We start from the raw sequence: 19,276 nt of genomic DNA on the forward strand, positions 1-19,276 counted from the left end.
AGGCGCCCCGCCCCGTGCGCGAACTCGCAAGCGTGGGGGGGGCATATCCAGCGCCGCCGACGAACGTTCCAAAGGGCTCACCCGCTTCTACAGATCATTGGTGTGCCATCGATTTACATACCATGCCGGTATCGGCTAAGAATTCTTTGGCGGGGGCATACTTGATATTCCCGAAAGACTGATTTGCCTTGTTGGTGTCACCGACCTCCTAGGTATCGATCGCATACGTCATCGGTATTGGACGTTCGGAAAGACTTCTTCCTAACTTTCGTCAACGAACGCGTTCTGACCGGGCGGAGCCCCGGCAGTCGAGCGAACGGGGAGGAAATACATGAAGGCTCATCGAAGCTACACGGCGACCATCCGCCGAACTGTGTCCAGCACGGCACTCGCGATCGGTCTTGGCGTGGTTCCCGCCCCTGCCTTGGCACAGACCACCATTCCCGCCCAAACGCCACCGGAACAGCCCGTCGTTGAGGCGGGCACCTCGGCAGCACAGGCCGCGCCGGCCCCGGCGGCCTCCGCCCCACCCGTACAGCAGTCCGACCCCATCGCCGAGGAACCTGGAGGCATTGGCGACATCGTCGTGACGGCGCGCCGTCGCGAGGAGAGCATCCAGAACGTCCCTATTTCCGTCGCGGCGTTCGGGGGCAGCGCGCTCGCCGAGCGTCAGATCGACTCCTCCGACAAGCTCACCCAGCTCGCTCCCAATGTCCAATTCAGCGCGGTTGCGCCCGCATCCGGCAACAGCTCGTCCTCCGCGATTTTCATCCGCGGCGTCGGTCAGACCGACTTCCTGGCCTCGACCGATCCCGGCGTTGGCTTCTACGTCGACGGCGTCTACTTCGCACGCGCCAGTGGAACCGCCATATCGCTACTTGATGTTGAGCGCGTCGAGGTGCTCCGCGGCCCGCAGGGGACGCTGTTCGGTCGCAACACCGTCGGCGGTGCCATCCAGGTCTTCTCCGCGCGCCCAAACTTCTCCGGCGTGTCCGGCAACGTTGGCTGGACGCTCGGTGACTATAAGCGCGCGGATCTGCGCGGCGTCCTCAACCTCCCGGTGAGCGAGACGCTGGCGGTACGGTTCGCGGCCACCAAGCGCATCCGCGACGGCTACGTCACCAACATCCTCGACGGACGCGACTTCGGTGACGTCAACACATTTGCGGCCCGTGCAAGCCTGCTGTGGAAGCCGAGTGACAAGTTCGAGGCGCTGCTGATCGGCGACTACACCAAGGACGACGTGAACGGGTCGCCGACCGTCTTCGGCGGGATCAACACCAGCGCCGCGTTCGTCCGCTTCGCCTCGGTAATCGCGGGTTGTCCCGGCTTCGCGCTGACGAACCCCGTCACGCCGGTGCCGGAGAACAACGATCGCCGCTGCGCCAACAACCAGTACTCGGCCCTCGGCCCCTTCAAGGTCGCCTCCAACGCGCCCAGCCGGTCCGAGCTGGAGATGTACGGCATCGGCCTGACACTCCAGTACGACGTCGCCGACTGGCTGACCGTCAAGTCGATCACTGCCTATCGCGAGACCAACCCTTTCTCGATCCGCGACGCCGACAACACGCCGCTGCGCATCCTCGAGACCGTCAACCAGGACAACATAAAGCAGTTCACCCAGGAGCTGCAGTTCCTTGGCGAGACCCCCAACGGCCGCCTCAAGTACCAATTCGGCGCCTACTATTTTCGCGAGACCGACTACCAGTTCTACCCGGTCTTCCTCCCGTCGCAGATCAGCGCCACCACCGGCGAGGAACTGCGCGTCGGCGGCCTCAACAACAACGCCGACATCAAGAATGAATCGCTGGCGATCTTTACGCAGGAGTCCTTCGCGATCACGGACAAGCTGAACCTGACGGTCGGCCTCCGCTACACCCGCGACAAGAAGGAGGCCACGCCGTTCGAGACCGCCGCCGTCAGCGGCTACGGCTACACGAACGTCGGCTACAACGTGGCCTATCCCGCGCCGCTGAACGCCCAGAACGTCTGCCTCGGGCCGCAGCGCACGGGCGCGGTGGCCGCGACCTGCACCGGCTCCCGGACCTTCCTCTTCAACCCGGTCCTCAACTCGAAGACCAACAGCAAGTTCACGCCCGCGGCGACGCTGCAATATCAGTGGACACCGGAGCTCATGACCTATGCGAGCTACTCGCAGGGCTTCAAGAGCGGCGGCTTCAACACCCGCATCGTGCAGCCCGTCATCTCGCCCAACGCGCCGACGGGTCGGGAATTTCTGCCCGAATTCGACCCCGAGCAGGTGACGTCGTACGAGATCGGCGGCAAGCTGCTCATCGGCCGCACGCTCCGGCTTTCCGCCGCAGCCTTCAAGTCGAAATACAAGGACATCCAGATCGTTGTGCGCGAGGGCGTCGCCCCGGTCGTGCGCAACGCCGGCGAGGCGACGATCAATGGCTTCGAGGTCGAAGGAACCGTCAGCCCGATCGGTCCGCTGCTGATCAATTTCGGCGTCGGATACACGGATTTTGGCTACGACAGCTTCACGAACGCGCTCAATGCCGGGCAGGCGAACCTTGCGCCTGGCGCGCTAGGTCGCGTCGACCTCGACGACATGCAGGCCTATACGCCGAAGTGGAGCCTCAACGGCGGGTTCGCCTACCGCATCCCGTTGAGCTCGGGTTCGCTCACTCCGCGCGTCGACGTCGCGTACCGCAGCAAGACCTACTTCGACGCGCCGAACACCGAGCAGATCGCCCAGAACAAGTATGCGCTGGTCAACGCGACCTTGCGTTACGCCGACCGGGCCGACCGCTACAGCATCGCTGCGGGCGTCACCAATCTGACCAACAAGGCCTATATTGGCAGCGGCAATTCGTCCCTCACCGCAGCATCCGGCTATGCCGAGGTGACGTACGGCCCGCCGCGCATGTTCACGGTCGAAGGCACGATCAATTTCTGAACCCTCTCTCCACGGGCAAGTGTCCGGTAGGTCCCGGTCGCTTCCCGACCTCGTTACGGTCGCCCCGATGCTGTTCGTCAGCATCTGGGCGACTGGCTTTTTGGTCGCACGCCTCGTCGCGGGCCACGCGGACCCGCTCACTTTCCTGACCATCCGCTTCGCGTGCGGTACGGCCATATTCACCGGCTTAGCTGCGCTCGCCGGTGCGTCCAGGCCCCGCGAACCGCGGTTGTGGGCGAACGCGGTCGTCGCTGGCCTCCTGCTCCAGGGAATTTATCTGGCGGGCGTGTTCTGGTCAGTCAGCCATGGCCTGCCGGCAGCGGTCTGCGCCCTCATCACAGGCCTGCAGCCGCTCCTGACCGCAGCGCTGGCCGGGCCGATGCTTGGCGACCGCGTCACCCGTCGGCAGTGGATGGGAATCCTGGTCGGCTTGATCGGCGCGACAATGGTGCTCGCCCCGCAGGTGACCTCGTCCGTCCACGCGGCGGCTCCCGTCACCGTCGCGGTCGCGGCGCTGGCGACCGTCGCCATCACGCTCGGCACCATCTGGCAGAAGCGCAGCGGCGGTGGCGTTGACCTACGCGTCGGCGCGGCGATCCAATTCGCCGCCTCGGGCCTCGTCATCGCGCCCGTCGCGCTCCTGACCGAGGATATGCGCTTCGATGGCAGCTGGGAGGCGTGGAGCGCGCTAACCTGGTCGGTAATCGGCCTGTCGGTCGGCGGGATGACCTTGCTCCTGATGATGATCGGGCGCAGCGCGGTCTCGGTCGTCGCCTCGCTGTTCTACCTTGTGCCGCCCGTCGTGGCGGTGCTGGCGTTCATGCTCTTTGGGGAGGCGCTCGGCGCGGTGCAGATCGCCGGCCTGATCGTCGCCTCCGCGGGGGTCGCGATCACGACACGGGACAGAAGCTGACGTATGTTGATGGTCTAGGAAGGGCGCCGGTGAGAGGATGGTTCAAGTCGTACGCTAAGCCCGGCGACTGCTCCGATCGGGATGGTGAAAGGGGAATGCTAGCGGGAGGTCCGCTGGCTTGGGATTAGCGCCCGATCCCGGACCGGCCGTTCGCGACACCATTTCAAAAGAGGATCGTTTTCTCAGGGAAGGATGCTGTTAGATGTCATTGGAGCTAAATAAGGCGAACGTGATCGCCTTTTACGAGATGATGTTCAACGACTGCCGACCTGCTGAGGCAATCAAGCAATATGTCGGCGGAGAATATATCCAGCACAACCCTCAAGTCGCTACCGGAAAGCAGGCATTTATCGACTATTTTGAGCGGATGGCACGAGAGTGGCCTGGCAAGAGAGTCGAATTCAAGCGGACTATTGCAGAAGGAAATACCGTGGTCCTGCACTGCCATCAGGACTGGCCCGGAGACCACGACTACGCTGGCATCGACATCTTCCGATTAGATGATGAGGGTCGTATCGTCGAGCATTGGGATGTGCTTCAAATTATCCCCGACCACTTTGAAAACCCGAACGGCATGTTCTGATGAGGGGTCCGTACTCCCACATTCTGCCATTGAGCCTGCTCCGTACGGTCCCGAAGGCTGCCAGCCATTTATCGATCGAGTACCGCCTTTGAGCGCCCGCCGGTTCTTCGTAACAGGGAGCCTGCAGTGAGACAGCCGGGAAGTATGCGCTGATCGCACGGGCAGGCGATGGGCTTGCCTACCCTGACCGATTCTGCTGAGCCTACGTCCTTGATGCGGGCACCGACGGCTGACGGCCTCAGGCGGGTAGCGCGGCCCCCGGCAGCTCGTCCGGAACGTGCGACCTGTACCGCCGAGCGAAGAGCATCATCGCCGCGACCGAGATCAGCCCCGGCACCGCGAAAGCGACGAAGTTCAACGCCATCGGCAGCTTGGCAGCGAGCAGCAGTCCGCCCAGCAGCGGCCCGACGATCGCTCCGACCCGACCGACTCCCGAGGCCCAGCCGAGCCCCGTCGTCTTGATAGAAGCGCCGTAGAAGTCCGCCACGGTCGCGTAGAGGAGGATCTGCGTGCCCGTCGTGCCTGCTCCCGCGACGAATATCAGCAGGTAGAGGACGGCCGTCGGGCTCTTCGCGCCGAGCAGCGCGATACACGTCGCGCCGATCGCGAAGGAACTGACCACAACGCGCACCAGTCCGTAACGGTCGGCAAGCCGCCCGCCGCCGATGGCGCCGAACATACCGCCGAAGTTGAGGGCAAGAAGAAACGACAGGCTCGAGCCGAGCCCGTAGCCGGCGGTGCGCATCAGCTGCGGCAGCCAGGAGCCGAGCGCGTACACCATCAGCAGGCAGCAGAAGAAGCATGTCCACAGCGCCAGCGTTCCACCCGCCCGGCCATCGTGAAACAGCGCGGCGATGGAGGATGAGCCCGCTTTAGCGTCCCGCAGGACCAGTTGGCCGCCCGGGACCGTGCGGCCGGGTGCGATCTTCGTCAGAATGGCACTCGCACGTCCCTCGTCCCCCCGACGTATCAGAACGGCGAGCGACTCAGGTAGCTTCCAGAGCACGATCGGGAGCAGACAAAGAGGCACCGCGGCAGCGAAGAACATGGCACGCCAACCAAACGTCGGCAGCAGCCAGATGCCGAGCCCGGCGGCTACCATGCCGCCGACTGCGTAGCCACTGAACATCAGCGCCACGAGCGTCGTTCGCAGGCGTTTCGGTGCATATTCATTCGTCAGCGCCACGGCGTTGGGCATGAGCCCACCGCATCCTAGTCCCGCCAGGAAGCGCATGACCCCGAACTCCGTTGTGTTCCCGACGAAGCCGTTGACGATCGTCGACACGCTGAAGATGGAGAAGCAGATGGCGATGCAGCGCTTGCGCCCGATCCGGTCGCCCAGCGATCCGAAGGTTAGCGCGCCGATCATCATGCCGAACAGCGCCCAGCTTGCGAGCGAGCCCGCCTGGGGTGGGGTGAGGTCCCACTGTTCCATCAGCTGGGGCAGGATCGCGCCATAGATGAAGACGTCGTAGCCATCGACGATGAGGAGCAGGCCGCAGAGGACGACGATTGTCCAGTGGAAGCGGCCGAACGTGGCCTCGTCGACAATGTCGTTGACCACGGTGCCTGCCATAGACCTACTCCCCTGCAAAATCGGTGACGTCTCAGACACGCTCCAGCATGAGCGCGATCCCCTGGCCGACGCCGATGCACATGAATGCCATGGCGTAGCGACCACCGGTGCGATGCAGCTCCTCAACGGCCGTCATCGTAATCCGCGCACCCGACATGCCGAGCGGATGGCCGTACGCAATAGCCCCTCCGTTCCGATTTACGCGCGGATCATCCTGCGCGATGCCAAGATCACGCAACGTAGCGATGGCCTGACTGGCGAATGCCTCATTCAGCTCGATCACGTCGAGCCGATCAAGGCTAATCCCGGTATTCCTGCTCAGCTTGCGCGCCGCCTCGATCGGACCGACGCCCATGATCCTTGGCGCGATGCCAGCTGCTGCCATGCCAAGCACACGTGCGCGAGGACGAAGCCCGTTACGTGATGCGGCGTCTTCGGAGGCGACGAGCATAGCTGCTGCGCCGTCATTTAGCCCGGAGGCGTTCCCCGCCGTCACCGTACCGTCGTGGCGTACCACCGGCTTCAGCTTGGCAAGAGCGCCCAGGCTTGACGCGCGCGGATGCTCATCCTGTGAGAAATCGATCGGATCGCCCTTTCGCTGAGGAACGCTGACCGACACGATTTCAGCCGCCACACGACCACTAGCGATAGCTGCTGCGGCCTTCTCCTGGCTGGCGAGGGCGAAGCGGTCCTGATCTTCGCGTGATACGCGCCACACGTCAGCGACGTTCTCGCCGGTTTCGGGCATGGAGTCGACGCCATAGGCGTGACGCATCGCGGGATTGACGAAGCGCCATCCCAGCGTCGTGTCCTCAATCTTCTGAGAGCGGTCAAAGGCTGAATTAGCCTTGCCGAGCACGTACGGTGCCCTGCTCATGCTCTCGACACCGCCGGCGATTATGAACTGTGCATCCCCGCAGCGTATCGCCTGCGCCGCGATGCCGACAGCGTTTAGGCCTGAGCCGCAGAGGCGATTGACGGTTGTACCTGGCACGGCTTCAGGCAACCCGGCCAAAAGCACGGCCATGCGCGCGACGTTGCGATTGTCCTCTCCCGCTTGGTTGGCACAACCAAGGATCGTGTCGTCAACGGTTTCCCAGTCTACGCCTGCGTTGCGTGCGGCGAGCTCGCGGATGGGGATGGCCGCGAGGTCGTCGGCGCGGATCGATGACAGGCCGCCATTGAGCTTGCCGATGGGGGTACGGATGGCGTCGCAGATGAAGGCGTCAGGCATGGGACCTCAGACGAAGGCGTCGATAATGGCGTCGGCAAGGGCGTTTGGTGCGTCAAGCGGAGCAAGGTGAGCAGCATCGAGCATGACATGTTGAGCACCCGAGATGCGTTCGATCAGGTGCTCGCCATGACCGACGAACGGTGTCGAGGTATCGCGGTCCCCCGAGACGACGAGCGTTGGAACGGAGATTGTTTGCAAGCGATCAGCGATGTCCATGTCACGGATAGCAGCCGCGCACCCGGCATAGCCTGCCGGCTCCATACAGAGCAGGCCACGTCGTACGCTGGCGGCGATCTCGGGCCTGGCTTGCACAAAGCTTGGCGATAGAAACCGCGACATGGCAAGGTCAGCGATCCCAGCTACGCCTTCCTCCCGCACCTTCTCGACCCGAGCCGTCCAGGCGGATCGATCCATCGTTGCCGAGGTGCATATGAGCGCCAAGCCGGTAACTCTTTCCGGCGCGTCCATTGCAAGCTGCATGGCGATCATGCCGCCCAGGGACACGCCCGCCACCAATGCGGCTTCAACGTCAGCTGCATCCATAGCCGCTGCCACGTCGCCTGCGAGCATCGACAGCTCATAGTCTCCTGCCGGGGCATCGGATGCGCCGTGACCACGGGTGTCGATGCGCAAAAGCGAGAACCGATGCCTAAGCGCGGGAATTGCCGCGTCCCACAGGTCCATGTCGGTCCCAATGGAATTCAGCAGCACCAGCGACGGAGCAGCGGTGTCGCCTTCGACCTTCCAGTAGATGTCAGCGCCTTGCGATCGGATGAAAGGCATCAGGCAGCGCGCTCTAACGCGGTTTCGTCTGTGAATGATGCATCAGTCTTCGCCCGCACCTCGTCCACGGTGATGCCTGGGGCCAGCTCGATCAGGCGTAATCCAGGCTTGTCGCATGCGAGAACGGCCAGGTCCGTGATGATCAGATCAACGCACGCCTTGCCGGTGAGCGGCAAGGTGCAGGCCGGCAGTATCTTAGATACGCCTGCCTTGTTGGCGTGATCCATGACGACCACAACACGCTTGACGCCGGCGACGAGATCCATCGCGCCGCCCATGCCTTTCACCATCTTGCCCGGGATGGTCCAGTTCGCGATGTCACCAGTCTCGCTGACCTCCATCGCGCCGAGAACGGCCATGTCGATGTGCCCGCCGCGGATCATCGCAAAGCTGTCCGCCGACGAGAAGAAGCTGGACGTGGGCAGCGCTGTAATCGTCTGCTTGCCGGCGTTGATGAGATCAGGATCGACCGCATCACGCGTAGGAAATGGGCCAATTCCGAGCATTCCGTTTTCTGACTGAAGCGTCACGTCAAGACCTTCAGGAACGTAGTTGGCTACCAGCGTCGGTATGCCGATGCCGAGATTGACATAGAACCCGTCTTGCAGCTCGCGAGCGGCCCTCGCCGCCATCTGTTCGCGGGTCCAGCCCTTCGTATCGCCGGCCATCACGCGTCCTCCTTCTCGCGAACCGTCAGCTTCTCGATCCGCTTCTCGTTGATGGTCGACAGGACGACCCGGTCGACAAAGATGCCGGGCGTGTGGATGCAATCGGGGTCGAAGCTGCCCGCTTCCACGATCTCCTCGACCTCCGCCACAGTGACCCGACCCGCTGTCGCCATGTTCGGGTTGAAGTTGCGCGCGGTCTTGCGGAACATGAGGTTGCCCGCCGGGTCCGCCCGCCAGGCCTTTACGATCGACAGGTCGGATCGCAGCCAGGTCTCGCGGACGTACTCCTCTCCGTCGAAGTTCTCGACGGGCTTGCCCTCCGCCACGACGGTGCCGACGCCCGTTTTGGTGTAGAATGCCGGGATGCCCGCACCGCCCGCACGAATGCGCTCAGCCAAGGTTCCTTGCGGCGTAAGTTCAAGGTCAAGCTCGCCCGAGAGGTACTGCTGCTCGAAAAGCTTGTTTTCGCCCACGTACGACGAGATCATCTTCGCGATCTGTCGGGTCTCCAGCAGCATCCAGAGGCCGAAGCCGTCGGCGCCGGCGTTGTTGGAGATGACGGTCAGCCCCTTCACCCCGCTTGCGCGAATTTCCGGGATCAGGCTTTCGGGATTGCCGGACAGGCCGAAGCCGCCCGACATGATCGTCATGCCGTCGAAAAGCAGCCCGTCGAGGGCCGCCGCCGGATTGTCGTAGACCTTGTTCTTCATGTCGCTCCGATCAGCCCAGGTCACCGCCCGCGACGGGCAGGATGGAGCCGGTGATGTACGATGCCTCGTCCGAGGCGAGGAAGAGGATCGGCGCGATCTGCTCATCGAGCGTCGCGTACCGTCCGAGGAACGTGGACGTCGTGACCTGCTCGACCGCCTCAGCCATCCAGGCCTGCTCACGTGCGTCGTCCCCGTCGGGATTGCGCGGCACCATGCGGGGCGGGGCCTGCGTTCCGCCCGGCGCCGTAGCAACGACCCGGATGCCGCGGTCACCGTATTCCATCGCCAAGCTTTGGGTCATTGCGTTGATGCCGCCCTTGGCCGCCGAATAGGGTACCCGTCGGATGCCACGCGTCGCGTTGGACGAGACGTTGACGATCGTACCCACTCCCTGGTGGAGCATGATTGGCAGGACGGCGTGGCAGCTCCAGAGCGTTGGCATGAGCGATCGCCGGATTTCGGCCTCTATCTGCTGCGGCTCAAACTCGGCGAACGGTCGCATACGGATCGCGCCGCCTACATTGTTGACGAGGATGTCGACGCGGCCGAACTCGGTTTCGGCCGCGCGCATCGCCGATACGGCACCCTCGCTCGTCTCGAGATCGCAAACAAAGGCGCGCGCGGCCCTGCCTGCTTCATGTGCGACATCGGCGACAAAGTCGGCGCGATCGACAAGCATGACGGCCGCACCTTCAGCGGCCGCACGTAGCGCAACGCCGCGGCCGATGCCCTGCGCCGCGCCCGTCACGACCATCGTCTTGCCACGGAACCGGTCGGCAAAGATCATGCCGCAGCCTTTACCGAACTCTCGCTGGGCGCGAATTTTTCGTAGTGGAAGTGCTTTGGCTCAACGCCCTTGTCCCGCAGAAAGGTGCGTACAGCCTCGACCATGGGCGGCGGTCCACACAGGTAGATGTCACAGTCACCGGCGTTGAGGTGGTCGTCCGAAAGATGCTCGGTGACATAACCCTTGAGGGGATGTCCGCTCTCCGGATCGGCGACGCATACCGCAGAGGTCAGCGTCGGCAGGCGGGCGGCCAAAGCGTCGATGCGCTCCATCTCGACCATGTCGCCATCTTTGGTCACGCCATAGATCAGGTGAAGCGGCTGCTCGGTGCCCTGATCAGCAAGGACCTCCAACATCGACAGGATCGGCGCTAGGCCGGTGCCACCGGCGAGGAGTATTGTCGGGCGATCGACGTTTCGCAGAAAGAAGCTGCCCTGCGGTCCGACAAAGCTCATCCGAGCGCCGGGCTGCGCCTTCTCGCTAAGCCAGCTGCTCATCAGGCCGCCCGGAATGTTGCGGATAAGGAAGCTGGCTTCCGCCGCGCCAGGTTTGGAGCTGAACGAATAGGAGCGGTGTTGCCCAGTGTCCGGAACCATCAGGTTCACGTACTGGCCCGGGAGGAAGCCTAGAGCGGCGGGATCGTCCACCCGCAGCGTGAGGATGATCGTGCTGTCGGAGACCATCTCCACGCTGGCAACTTCGCCGCCATGTATGGCGGGCTTCACCTTGCACGCCGACGACGGCACCGGCACTGCGATCACGCAATCGGACGAGACCTGCATCTGGCAGGTCAGGACCATGCCTTCTTCCGCCTCGTCCTCGGTCAGCGCTTCTTCGATGTACTCGTCGCCAAGCTCGTAGCTGCCCTGCTCGCAGCGGCACTTGCATGTGCCGCATACGCCGTCCGAACAGTCCATCGGCAGGTTGATCTTCTGGCGGAACGCGGCGTCGAGCACCTTCTCGCCTGCGTTGCAGTCGATGAAGCGCGTAGCGCCGTCCTCGAAGTTGAGTGCGATACGGTAGCCCATGTGATCCTCTCGAGCCCGGCGTCAGATGTGATAAATGTCGATCACCTGGCGGATGTAGTCGTTCTTGAGCACGACCTTCTTGTTGGTAATGACCGGCTGATCACCAGTCGCGTCGATGGTGTAATAGGATGTCCCGAAGAAGCTCAGCGTCTCCTTGTAGCGGTGACTGAGCGTATGCCAGTTGAACCGTACCTCAAGCACACCGTCTGTCTCGCTCGTCACCTCAATGTTTGTGACGGCATGGTTCGTACGTGGCTCGGGCATACTTGCTCCCGATCGCTCGGTCTTGATGCGGAAGACGCGATCTTCCAGCCCATCCCGATTGGGATAGTAGATCAGCGAAATCTCACGCTGAGGGTCTTCGACCAGTTTGTCGTCGTCGTCCCAAGCCGGCATCCAGAACACTGCGTTGGGCGCGTAGCAGGTCAGCCATTCATCCCACTGCCGATCGTCGAGCAGCCGCGCCTCCCGAAAGAGGAACGCGGCAACCCGGTCATAAGCGAGTGTCATGCTGCCACCCGCAAACGGTCGACCTGCCGGACAGTGCTGCCGCCGTCGCCACCATCGTCCTTGTCGAGGGCCGCGATCAACGTCTGCGCCCAATATTCGTGCTGCCGCACGAACAGACCCTCATCCTCGCTGCGATTGCCGCTGAGCGTAGGCTCTAGACCCATCGCCGTGGCGTTCTCATCAGGACCCGCGATCCAGTGCGTAGCGCCGCGGCTCAGATCATTCCACAAATCGCCTGCGCCTTCGTAGGCGGTCTGGCAGGAGCGGAACTCCTCCAGATCGTCAGGCGTGCCCATCCCACTGACGTTGAAGAAGTCCTCGTACTGACGGATGCGAAGCGCCCTTTCGGCGTCCGCCTCGCCTTTCGGCGCGAAGCAGTAGATCGTGACCTCGGTCTTATCCACGCTCACCGGACGGATGACCCGGATCTGCGTCGAGAACTGGTCCATCAGATACACATTGGGGTAGAGGCACAGGTTGCGCGTCTGATCGACGATCGGCTTGGCACGCTCCTCGCCCAGTCGCTCCGCCAGCTCCTCGCGGTGTGCGTATACGGGGCGAACCTCAGGGTTGAGGAGCCGTGTCCACAACAGAATGTGGCCGTTGTCGAAGCCGTAGACGCCGCCAACGCTCTTCGACCAACCATCGGGGTCGACTGCCTTGGTGGCCTCCTCCTTGCGCCGGCCGGTCGTTGCCGAGTAATTCCAGTGGACTGCGCTGACGTGATAGCCGTCCGCGCCATTCTCCATCTGAAGCTTCCAGTTGCCGTCGTAGACGTAGGATGAGTTCCCGCGAAGCACCTCCAGCCCTTCTGGCGCCTGGTCGACCATCTGGTCGATGATCACGCGGGTCGAGCCAAGCCAATCCTCCAACGACTGCACGTCGGGGTTGATGCTGCCAAACAGGAAACCGCGGTAGTTCTCGAAACGCGCTACCTTGGTCAGATCGTGCGAACCCTCAGTGTTGAACGCCTCGGGGTAGTCTCCCGTCTTGCCGTCCTTAACCTTGAGAAGCTTGCCCGCGTTGCTGAACGTCCAACCATGGAACTGGCAGGTGAAGCTGCCCTTGTTGCCATGCTTCTTGCGGCAGAGCATCGCGCCCCGGTGCGCGCAGGCATTGATGACCGCGTTGAGCTGGCCAGTTTTGTCGCGCGTGATGATGATCGGCTGACGGCCGATGAAGGTCGTGAAATAGTCGTTGTTCTCCGGTATCTGGCTCTCGTGGGCGAGATAGACCCAGTTCCCCTCGAAGATGTGCTTCATCTCGAGGTCGAACAGGGCCGGATCGGTGAATACGTCGCGTCGGCAGCGGAATGCGCCCGTGGCGGGATCGTCAACGACCGCGGTTTCGAGGCGTTCGCGGATATTTGCGCGAAGGTCGGTCATGGTGCTTCTCCTTTGCGACGAATGTCAGGCGACGGCGAGCCGGGCGCGGTTTGAGAAGGCCTCGTCGTCTGCCACCTCAGCGCGCTGCAGCTGGAAATCGAAAGCGATGTGAGCGCTGTCGCCCTGCCGGTTCGGCACGGGCAGCAGGCCTTCGCGGGTGCCGAAGGCGAAGTCGTCCGCGGCGAAAGGATCGTCACCGAAGTTGATTTGTGTCGTCAGCTGCCTGTAGCCGGGAGCCTCGATGAAGAAGTGAACGTGGGCAGGGCGATTGCCGTGTCGACCCAAGACCTTCATCAGCTGATCTGACGCACCACCCGGCGGGACGCTATAGCCGTTCGGCATCTTGGAATGGAACGAGTAGCGCCCATCGTCGCCGAGCTTGATCCGCCGGCGGTTATTGAAGGGCGTCTGTTCGTGGGTCGGATCGAAGTGCGAGTAGAACCCACGCGAGTCCGCGTGCCAGACGTGAAGTATGGCATTCTTCACCGCCTCCCCGTCAGGTCCCGTGATCTGACCTGTCATGTAGAGGGTGGTCGTCTCATCCGGGTCATCCGTCAGATTGGCGTCGTTCTCGACTAGCGGAGCGCCTTCGACGTAAAGGGGGCCTTCGATCGTACGCGGTGTGCCGCCGGTCTTGCCCGCCTCCGCATCCTTGGCGTCCATGTACAGGTCGAGGAAATGCTCGATGCCCGTACCGGGCATGAGGAGGCCAAATTCTCCGGCAGCCGATTGCAGATAGTTGACCGCACTCCAGACCTCGTTCTCACTGATATCGTGACGGACGATGATCGTCATGGTTGCTTCGACGAGATCGCGCATGATGGCCTTCACCCGAGGATTGCCGTCGGTTGACGCTGTACCGGCAACGCGGTCGAGCAGGTCCTGGATTGCGGGGGTCTGTACGAAGGAAACGTCCATGGGGGTCTCTCCTGGAATTCTATCTGGTCGCCGCCTTGGGCGGTCTATCAGTTGCGGCTGCTTCAGCGGTCGTCGTCGTGGAGCGATGACGGGTGGCGGCACAGGGCAGTGACCCGCATCGTCATGAAAGGGTAGAGCGGCAGGCTCATTAGAATGTCATGCAGTTCGGCATTCGAAGCGACATCGAAGATGCTGACATTCGCGTATTGGCCTACGACCCGCCAGATGTGCCGCCATGTGCCCGCACGCTGGAGATCCTGGAACCGCGCCTTTTCGGCAGCTTTGAGGCGGGCGCCTTCTTCGGCGTCGAAGCCGATCGGTATGTTCACGTCCATCTCTACCTGGAACAACATGGTCGTCAGGCCCTCTCTGCAACGACGTGGAGTGTGGGTGCGGTGCGGTCTCGACGATGGAAAGCCACGCGGTCCTCATCGAGCGCCACACCGAGGCCGGGACCGGTCGGGACCGCGAGCTCGAAGTCGGCGTAGCGAAGCGGTTCTGCCAGTATGTCCTGGGTAAGCAGCAACGGACCGAACAGCTCTGTGCCCCATGCGAGCGTCGGAAGGGTTGCACACAGATGGGCCGACGCCGCTGTCCCGACACCGCCTTCAAGCATCGTCCCGCCGTAGAGGCCAACACCGCCGGCATGGGCAATCGTCGCGACAGCATGTGCGGGTAGCAGACCACCCGATTGCGCGATCTTCACCGCGAAGATGCGGGCGCCCGAGCAGGCGGCAATAGCGAAGGCGTCACAGGGACCATGTAGCGCCTCGTCCGCCATCAGCGGCACGATGTGCTTAGCCGACAGCCGCGCCATCGATGCGTGCGCATGCCTTGCGACTGGTTGCTCGACGAGGTCGACACCGGCATCTTGCAATAGACGCATACCGAGATCGGCCTGTGCTTCATCCCAGTTCTGGTTGACGTCGACACGGACGCTGCCGCGGTCACCAACCGCCTTTTTGATGGCAGCGACATGCGAGACGTCGTCGCGGACCGATCGCTTGCCGATCTTGAGCTTGAAGATGTTATGCCGGCGAAGATCGAGAACGCGCTCCGCTTCCTCGATGTCGCGCGCGGTGTCACCGCTCGCCAGCGTCCACGCAACCGGAAGACTGTCGCGGACGCGTCCCCCACCGATCAGCTCGGACACCGGTACTCCCAGGCGCTTGCCTGCCAAATCTAAAAGCGCCGTCTCCACCGCACACTTAGCGATATGGTTGCCGAAAACGCTTTGCGTCACCTTGGCCATGGCGGCGCCGACTCTAGTCGGGTCGCAGGTCCTGAGCACAGGAGCGATGTAGCTGTCGATGGCGAGTTTTATACCTTCAGGGCTCTCCTCACCGTAGCTGAGGCCGCCGATCGTCGTGCCTTCACCGATACCTTCTAAACCGTCGGAGTCGCGCATTCGCACCAGTACGATCGACTGGTGATGCATCGTCGCCATCGCTAGGACATGCGGACGTATCGTCGGAATATCGACGATGAAGGTATCGATCTCTGCGATCGTGACCATGACCTCTCCACATCCTCAGCTCTACGTTATCCCAGCATAGGTACGTCGGAGGGGCTGGACGCGCAAAGATCAATGTGGTTTGCTCACGATACTCACAGGGTATTCAAGCGATGGATCTTCGTCAGTTTCGCTATTTTGTGACCGTCGCGGCCGAACGGAATTTCAATAAGGCGGCAGAGCGGCTGCACATGGCGCAGCCGCCCCTCAGCCGGTCAATCCAGCAATTGGAAGCCGAGATCGGTGCAGAATTGATCGATCGTACGAGCAGGCCGCTTTCCCTGACGCCCATGGGGCACTTCTTCCACGATCAGGCCGTGCAAATTCTGCGGCGTGTCGAAGACATGCGTGCGATGATGGAGGCCGCGATCGCGACCGATAAGCGGCGCTTTACGATTGGGTTCGTGTCATCCACGATCTACGCCCGGCTGCCGGCACTAATACGTGAGTTTCGCTCCGAGCTACCCGATGTAGAGTTGACGCTGGTGGAGAGTACGACCCTTGATCAAATCGCTGCTCTAAAGGAAGGCCGTATTGATATTGGCTTTGGGCGCATCCGATTTGAGGATCCTGCCGTGCGACGCACCGTCCTGCGACGAGAACCCCTAATCGCAGCGGTACCGCTTGCCAGCACACTGGGCATAGACGGCGGTCCCATTTCATTGGCGGCACTCGCTCGCGAAAAAGTAATCCTTTACCCGAGCGCTCCGCGGCCGAGCTACGCCGATCAAGTTCTGTCGCTGTTTCATGACAATGGTCTCACGCCCAGCGTCATCCACGAAGCTAGAGAATTGCAGATTGCGATTGGCTTAGTGGCGGCGGAGGAGGGAGTCGCCATCATTCCAGAATCCGTAAAGCGAGCACGCCCGGACGACGTTCGTTACCTAGAGCTACTAGAACCCGCCCATTCACCTATCATTATGAGCCACCGTGTCGGCGATTTTTCACCAGAAATCTCTGCTTTCATGCGTATCATCGCGCGCAAGTACAACGACTGGAAATATCCTGTGCCCGAAGCGCTGTTGATCACGGTATAACTAAACTAGCAGCATCGACGCCCTCTTTTTAAGTAAGCTTAGGGGCCATCGCGAAACCTTCCCTGCGCGATGGCCTCGCCCAAGTCTAGGTCGATGCCTGCGGTCAGCTGAAAGTTGCTCTCCTACTTCTTGTCGGAACCGATCAGCAGGAGCCGCGAGCCCCGCAACCTGCATGGCGCCAGCTGCGAGGCGGGCTGTCGGTGGAAGCGCGTCGACGATCGGACATCGCGCTCTGTTTGTCTGACATCCGCCATGCTAATCAAAGCTCGGGGAGGCGGGCCGGTGCTCACACAGATACGAAGGATCAAGAACCTCGGGGTCTTCGGTGACTATTCGCGCAGCCCTGAGGTCCCCGACCTGAACCGATACAACCTGATCTATGGCGAGAACGGCTCGGGCAAGACGACGCTCTCGCGTCTGCTCGCCTGCCTCGAGGAGGGCGAGCACGCGGATCACCCTGACCTAGAGTTCACAATCGAGACCCAGTCGGGCGCGTTGGCGCGCGGAACCCGGTATGGGCGCAAGGTGCGGGCGTTCAACAGCGACTTCATCGAGGCGAACATCGGCGGTTTGGACGGGCCGCTGCGTCACATCCTCATTTTGGGTGAGGAGAACAAGCTGGTCGCGGCGGAGATCAAGTCAGAGATCGACACACGAGACGCCCGCCTCCGGCGCATCGCGGAGTTGGACGCATCGGTCGCCAAGCTGGAGACGGAGCGTGGGCGCTTGTTCTCGGGCATCGCGAAGACGATCGGCGAGGCGACGAGCGGGGCGACCCTGCGCAGCTACCGCAAGCCTGACGCGGAGGGCGCGTTCCGGAATCTTACCGGGGGCGAGCAGCTGTCCGACGAAGAACTCGCCCTCCACCACACCACCGTCCACCAGGACATGATGCCGTCGATCGTCCAAATCCAAGAGCCGAGCGTCCGGATCGGCGTTGACGAACCAGAGAGCGCCATCGCCGTAGCGCGAGGCACTGCGCTGCGCGCGTGCGACCTGGCGGCCGAGTCCGCGCAGTCGAATGTCCTGGAACGCCTGTTGGGGAAGCCCGACATCGCAAGCTGGGTCGAGCAAGGCATATCCCTGCACGGCCGGCATTCCTCGGAGACCTGCGAATTCTGCGCGCGACCGATGCCTGCTGAACGGCTCGCAGCTTTGGCGGACCACTTCAGCGCGGAGGACCAACGACTGAAGGCGCGCATCGAGCGCGAGCGCGACCGGTTGTCAGCGGCAATCGAGGGCCTGAACCGGATCATCGCGCCGGACCGCCTCGCCCTTTATTCCGAACTCCGTGACAGCTACGACGCAGCAACCAAAGAACTCGACGCCGCGCTCATAGAGCTCAAGGCCCGGCTGGGCGAGGTTGACGCCACGCTCACGAGCAAGTTGGCCAACCGCACCCGATCATACGAGGCCACGGCGTCCAGTGATACGGCCAGGCTGGCGCAGTCCTTCACGAACCTAAACGCGATCATCGAGCGCCATAATGAGAAAACCGCCGGCTTCGACAGCGCACGCAGTACGTCGCGTGACGCGATCGAGGCACATTACTTGCGTTCAATCAAGGGGCAGGCTGATGAGCTGGCCGAGCGGATAGTCGCCGCCACGGTCGAGATCGCCCTGCTGCGGAACGGTGGCGAGGGCCTGCCGGACGTGCGCGGCATCGCGGCGCTGAACGCCTCCATCGCGGCGAAGCAGGCTCAGGTCTCGAACGAGCACAAGGGCGGAGAGAACCTGACGAGGGATCTTTGTCAATTCCTGGGCAGGACCGATCTACGGTTCGACTCAGGCGTGGACGGCTACCATGTCATGCGACGAGGCAGGCCGGCGAGGCGCCTCAGCGAGGGTGAGAAGACCGCGATCGCGTTCCTATACTTCCTAGTGCAGCTGACGGACCGCGACTTCGACATGTCGGAGGGAGTGGTGGTCATCGACGACCCGATCTCAAGCCTCGACGCCTCGGCGATCTACCAAGCCTTCTCGTTCCTGAAGAACAGGACGCAGGGTGCCAAGCAACTCTTCATCCTCACCCATAACTTCGAGTTTCTCAGACTAGTCATCAACTGGCTTCAGAACATTCCAGGACCCAGAGCGGAGAAGACCTTCACGATGGTCCTCTGCTCCGAAACGGAGGAAGGCCGTTCCGCACGCCTCGCGCCGCTCGACCGGTTACTCATCGATCACGCGACCGAATACCACTACCTGTTCAAGGTGCTGCACACCTTCAAGTCGGACGGGACGATCCTCGGCTGCTACCACGTCCCGAACATAGCCCGTAAGGTGCTTGAGACGTTCCTCGACTTCCACGTGCCCTCCAACCGGAGCCTGCACCGGAAGCTCGAGGAGACCGACTTCGACCCGCACAAGAAGACGGCGATCTACAAGTTCGCCAATGACCTCTCGCACCACACCGGCAAGTCGTTCGACCCAGCCCTCGTGGCGGAAACCCAGAAGAACACGATCTACCTGCTCGAGATGATCGAGGCGGTCGCACCACTCCACTACGGCGGCCTGAAGGCACTCGCGGAGGCTTAGACCCCGCGCGCCACCTTCGCCCGCTTGACGGCACCGGCGTTCATCCGACACACCAACCCGCCCGGATTTTGCAGGCAAAGACGCGGTTGGGAGCGCCGTGGACCATTTCGGCGATCGGCGACGTGTTGATCGGCAAGGGCACCACCGCAGCGAGCCGGGGTGGTAATCGGCGAGCC

General features: G+C 62.5%; 17 protein-coding genes. 5 read left to right on the top strand and 12 right to left on the bottom strand.

The window, feature by feature from the left end:
• Positions 1–331: 331 nt before the first annotated feature.
• The 3 genes from ABC319_RS00285 to ABC319_RS00295 all read left to right on the top strand — a co-directional run bounded on the left by ABC319_RS00285 (position 332) and on the right by ABC319_RS00295 (position 4,416).
• Entirely contained in the window at positions 332–2,920 is a 2,589-nt protein-coding gene (locus ABC319_RS00285; RefSeq protein ID WP_082731222.1) for a TonB-dependent receptor, read from the top strand.
• A gap of 67 nt (positions 2,921–2,987) precedes the next feature.
• Complete coding sequence (locus ABC319_RS00290; RefSeq protein WP_066667189.1) at positions 2,988–3,833, top strand: DMT family transporter; 846 nt, start codon at positions 2,988–2,990, stop codon at positions 3,831–3,833.
• A 202-nt stretch (positions 3,834–4,035) separates the two neighbouring features.
• Complete coding sequence (locus tag ABC319_RS00295) at positions 4,036–4,416, top strand: nuclear transport factor 2 family protein (RefSeq protein WP_413068379.1); 381 nt, start codon at positions 4,036–4,038, stop codon at positions 4,414–4,416.
• A gap of 238 nt (positions 4,417–4,654) precedes the next feature.
• Here ABC319_RS00295 and ABC319_RS00300 read toward each other — a convergent pair whose 3' ends face one another.
• From ABC319_RS00300 to ABC319_RS00355, 12 genes are all read right to left on the bottom strand, one after another.
• Positions 4,655–5,992, bottom strand: a complete 1,338-nt coding sequence (locus ABC319_RS00300; protein WP_022674933.1) for an MFS transporter — start codon at positions 5,990–5,992, stop codon at positions 4,655–4,657.
• Between the two features lie 31 nt (positions 5,993–6,023).
• A complete protein-coding gene (gene pcaF / locus ABC319_RS00305; protein ID WP_022674934.1) occupies positions 6,024–7,226 on the bottom strand; it encodes a 3-oxoadipyl-CoA thiolase in 1,203 nt (400 codons plus the stop codon).
• A 6-nt stretch (positions 7,227–7,232) separates the two neighbouring features.
• A complete protein-coding gene (gene pcaD / locus ABC319_RS00310) occupies positions 7,233–8,009 on the bottom strand; it encodes a 3-oxoadipate enol-lactonase (RefSeq protein WP_066667190.1) in 777 nt (258 codons plus the stop codon).
• Positions 8,009–8,677, bottom strand: coding sequence for a 3-oxoacid CoA-transferase subunit B (locus ABC319_RS00315; RefSeq protein ID WP_022674936.1), 669 nt, complete (start codon positions 8,675–8,677; stop codon positions 8,009–8,011). The genes pcaD and ABC319_RS00315 overlap by 1 nt, the downstream gene beginning before the upstream one ends.
• Complete coding sequence (locus ABC319_RS00320) at positions 8,677–9,387, bottom strand: CoA transferase subunit A (RefSeq protein WP_022674937.1); 711 nt, start codon at positions 9,385–9,387, stop codon at positions 8,677–8,679. The genes ABC319_RS00315 and ABC319_RS00320 overlap by 1 nt, the downstream gene beginning before the upstream one ends.
• Positions 9,388–9,397: 10 nt before the next feature.
• Positions 9,398–10,174, bottom strand: coding sequence for a benzoate diol dehydrogenase BenD (gene benD / locus ABC319_RS00325; protein ID WP_022674938.1), 777 nt, complete (start codon positions 10,172–10,174; stop codon positions 9,398–9,400).
• Positions 10,171–11,202: a benzoate 1,2-dioxygenase electron transfer component BenC gene (benC, locus tag ABC319_RS00330; protein WP_022674939.1), complete on the bottom strand. Its 1,032-nt coding sequence runs from the start codon at positions 11,200–11,202 to the stop codon at positions 10,171–10,173. Before benC ends, benD begins: the two co-directional genes overlap by 4 nt.
• A gap of 21 nt (positions 11,203–11,223) precedes the next feature.
• On the bottom strand, positions 11,224–11,712 hold the full coding sequence (gene benB, locus ABC319_RS00335; protein ID WP_022674940.1) for a benzoate 1,2-dioxygenase small subunit: 489 nt from the start codon (positions 11,710–11,712) through the stop codon (positions 11,224–11,226).
• Positions 11,709–13,097: a Rieske 2Fe-2S domain-containing protein gene (locus ABC319_RS00340; RefSeq protein WP_022674941.1), complete on the bottom strand. Its 1,389-nt coding sequence runs from the start codon at positions 13,095–13,097 to the stop codon at positions 11,709–11,711. The genes benB and ABC319_RS00340 overlap by 4 nt, the downstream gene beginning before the upstream one ends.
• A 24-nt stretch (positions 13,098–13,121) precedes the next feature.
• A complete protein-coding gene (locus tag ABC319_RS00345) occupies positions 13,122–14,015 on the bottom strand; it encodes a dioxygenase family protein (protein ID WP_022674942.1) in 894 nt (297 codons plus the stop codon).
• A gap of 62 nt (positions 14,016–14,077) precedes the next feature.
• On the bottom strand, positions 14,078–14,368 hold the full coding sequence (catC, locus tag ABC319_RS00350; protein ID WP_022674943.1) for a muconolactone Delta-isomerase: 291 nt from the start codon (positions 14,366–14,368) through the stop codon (positions 14,078–14,080).
• A gap of 5 nt (positions 14,369–14,373) precedes the next feature.
• On the bottom strand, positions 14,374–15,531 hold the full coding sequence (locus ABC319_RS00355; RefSeq protein ID WP_066667191.1) for a muconate/chloromuconate family cycloisomerase: 1,158 nt from the start codon (positions 15,529–15,531) through the stop codon (positions 14,374–14,376).
• A 110-nt stretch (positions 15,532–15,641) separates the two neighbouring features.
• Here ABC319_RS00355 and ABC319_RS00360 point away from each other — a divergent pair, with 110 nt between their 5' ends.
• Positions 15,642–16,565: a LysR family transcriptional regulator gene (locus ABC319_RS00360; RefSeq protein ID WP_022674945.1), complete on the top strand. Its 924-nt coding sequence runs from the start codon at positions 15,642–15,644 to the stop codon at positions 16,563–16,565.
• 282 nt (positions 16,566–16,847) lie between these two features.
• Positions 16,848–19,100 carry an AAA family ATPase gene (locus tag ABC319_RS00365; RefSeq protein ID WP_066667207.1) on the top strand — a complete coding sequence of 751 codons (2,253 nt, stop codon included), beginning with the start codon at positions 16,848–16,850 and terminating at the stop codon, positions 19,098–19,100.
• Positions 19,101–19,276: the final 176 nt, after the last annotated feature.

The sequence above is a fragment of the Sphingomonas phoenicis genome (genome assembly GCF_047238005.1).
In the GTDB taxonomy this organism is placed as follows: domain Bacteria; phylum Pseudomonadota; class Alphaproteobacteria; order Sphingomonadales; family Sphingomonadaceae; genus Sphingomonas.

Bases quoted from the DNA above. Each gene is read 5' to 3' on its own strand.
- ABC319_RS00285 (WP_082731222.1), top strand. From the start codon at position 332: ATGAAGGCTCATCGAAGCTACACGGCGACCATCCGCCGAACTGTGTCC.
- ABC319_RS00290 (WP_066667189.1), top strand. From the start codon at position 2,988: ATGCTGTTCGTCAGCATCTGGGCGACTGGCTTTTTGGTCGCACGCCTC.
- ABC319_RS00295 (WP_413068379.1), top strand. From the start codon at position 4,036: ATGTCATTGGAGCTAAATAAGGCGAACGTGATCGCCTTTTACGAGATG.
- ABC319_RS00300 (WP_022674933.1), bottom strand. From the start codon at position 5,992: ATGGCAGGCACCGTGGTCAACGACATTGTCGACGAGGCCACGTTCGGC.
- pcaF (WP_022674934.1), bottom strand. From the start codon at position 7,226: ATGCCTGACGCCTTCATCTGCGACGCCATCCGTACCCCCATCGGCAAG.
- pcaD (WP_066667190.1), bottom strand. From the start codon at position 8,009: ATGCCTTTCATCCGATCGCAAGGCGCTGACATCTACTGGAAGGTCGAA.
- ABC319_RS00315 (WP_022674936.1), bottom strand. From the start codon at position 8,677: ATGGCCGGCGATACGAAGGGCTGGACCCGCGAACAGATGGCGGCGAGG.
- ABC319_RS00320 (WP_022674937.1), bottom strand. From the start codon at position 9,387: ATGAAGAACAAGGTCTACGACAATCCGGCGGCGGCCCTCGACGGGCTG.
- benD (WP_022674938.1), bottom strand. From the start codon at position 10,174: ATGATCTTTGCCGACCGGTTCCGTGGCAAGACGATGGTCGTGACGGGC.
- benC (WP_022674939.1), bottom strand. From the start codon at position 11,202: ATGGGCTACCGTATCGCACTCAACTTCGAGGACGGCGCTACGCGCTTC.
- benB (WP_022674940.1), bottom strand. From the start codon at position 11,712: ATGACACTCGCTTATGACCGGGTTGCCGCGTTCCTCTTTCGGGAGGCG.
- ABC319_RS00340 (WP_022674941.1), bottom strand. From the start codon at position 13,097: ATGACCGACCTTCGCGCAAATATCCGCGAACGCCTCGAAACCGCGGTC.
- ABC319_RS00345 (WP_022674942.1), bottom strand. From the start codon at position 14,015: ATGGACGTTTCCTTCGTACAGACCCCCGCAATCCAGGACCTGCTCGAC.
- catC (WP_022674943.1), bottom strand. From the start codon at position 14,368: ATGTTGTTCCAGGTAGAGATGGACGTGAACATACCGATCGGCTTCGAC.
- ABC319_RS00355 (WP_066667191.1), bottom strand. From the start codon at position 15,531: ATGGTCACGATCGCAGAGATCGATACCTTCATCGTCGATATTCCGACG.
- ABC319_RS00360 (WP_022674945.1), top strand. From the start codon at position 15,642: ATGGATCTTCGTCAGTTTCGCTATTTTGTGACCGTCGCGGCCGAACGG.